Below are 900 nucleotides of genomic sequence, written 5' to 3' on the forward strand. Positions count from 1 at the left end.
AAATGAGTTAAAGCCTCAAAGAATTATACAACGAGAATTTTGGCAAAAGTTACTTGAGAGTCTTGGAGCTTACAATGAACAGCAGTCCCTTAGTGAAGATGTAAAAATTAAGTATGAAGTGCCTTTATGTCCCACTGAAGGCCAGTTAAACAGTATTATTGATGAATGGGCTTCGTCTAACAATGAGTCAAAATGGGATGATGTTGGCTTTTTATTTGATGGTGAAGGAAACAGAGTGAGATGGTTAAGTAACTCAATTGCCAAAGGCGAGTTAGAGTTAGATGTCCAAAGAGAAAATGATGAGATAGTGGAATCTGATTCTTTGCTGAATGCGTTATCTCAGGTACGCGCTGTGGCTCTAAGATTAGTAGACTAATGTTTAAAAAAATAGTCTGTACCATTTTATTATTACTGTTGGTATCAGTTTGTTTTTTTGTTGGAGAGAATGTTCCAATGAAAGAGCAACTTTCACTCTACGACGGACTACGAAACGTTGCAGCTATAGTCTTTGGTGTAATGGGGGCTTGGTTAGCCATCTTACACCCTGATAGCATAAAAAAAGTTTTTAACTCGTCTACAACTTCCTTATCAGATCAAGATAAAACAACCATAAAGTTACTAATGTTACCAATAATTATCTCAACATTTATTCTTTTCTTTGTCTTGATTACACCTCTACTCGTAGCAATATCTAAAACTATAACGATTTTTGTCACTTATAAAACATACTTCAGAGGTATATCCTTTGCGATGCTCGTAGTAATAACGTTGTTACAAATATGGACCTTAATTCTTACCTTAATTCCTAACCAAATACTTAAAAGTGCAATCCAAAAATTAGACACATCAAAAATGATCAGGGAAGGTCTTTTTTCTAGAACAAAAAAAATTAAAAAATAA

General features: G+C 34.0%; 2 protein-coding genes. Both read left to right on the forward strand.

The window, feature by feature from the left end:
• Window positions 1-376 (forward strand): hypothetical protein (locus B2248_RS09365; RefSeq protein WP_286722881.1); only part of this gene is annotated, 376 nt, incomplete at its 5' end.
• 77 nt (window positions 377-453) lie between these two features.
• Window positions 454-900, forward strand: coding sequence for a hypothetical protein (locus tag B2248_RS09370; RefSeq protein WP_273181178.1), 447 nt, complete (start codon window positions 454-456; stop codon window positions 898-900).

The organism is Methylophaga sp. UBA2012 (assembly GCF_002335235.1).
Lineage (GTDB): Bacteria > Pseudomonadota > Gammaproteobacteria > Nitrosococcales > Methylophagaceae > Methylophaga > Methylophaga thalassica.

What these genes read in the sequence shown, in the direction of transcription:
- B2248_RS09370 (WP_273181178.1), top strand. Translation starts at nt 454, where the DNA reads ATGAAAGAGCAACTTTCACTCTACGACGGACTACGAAACGTTGCAGCT.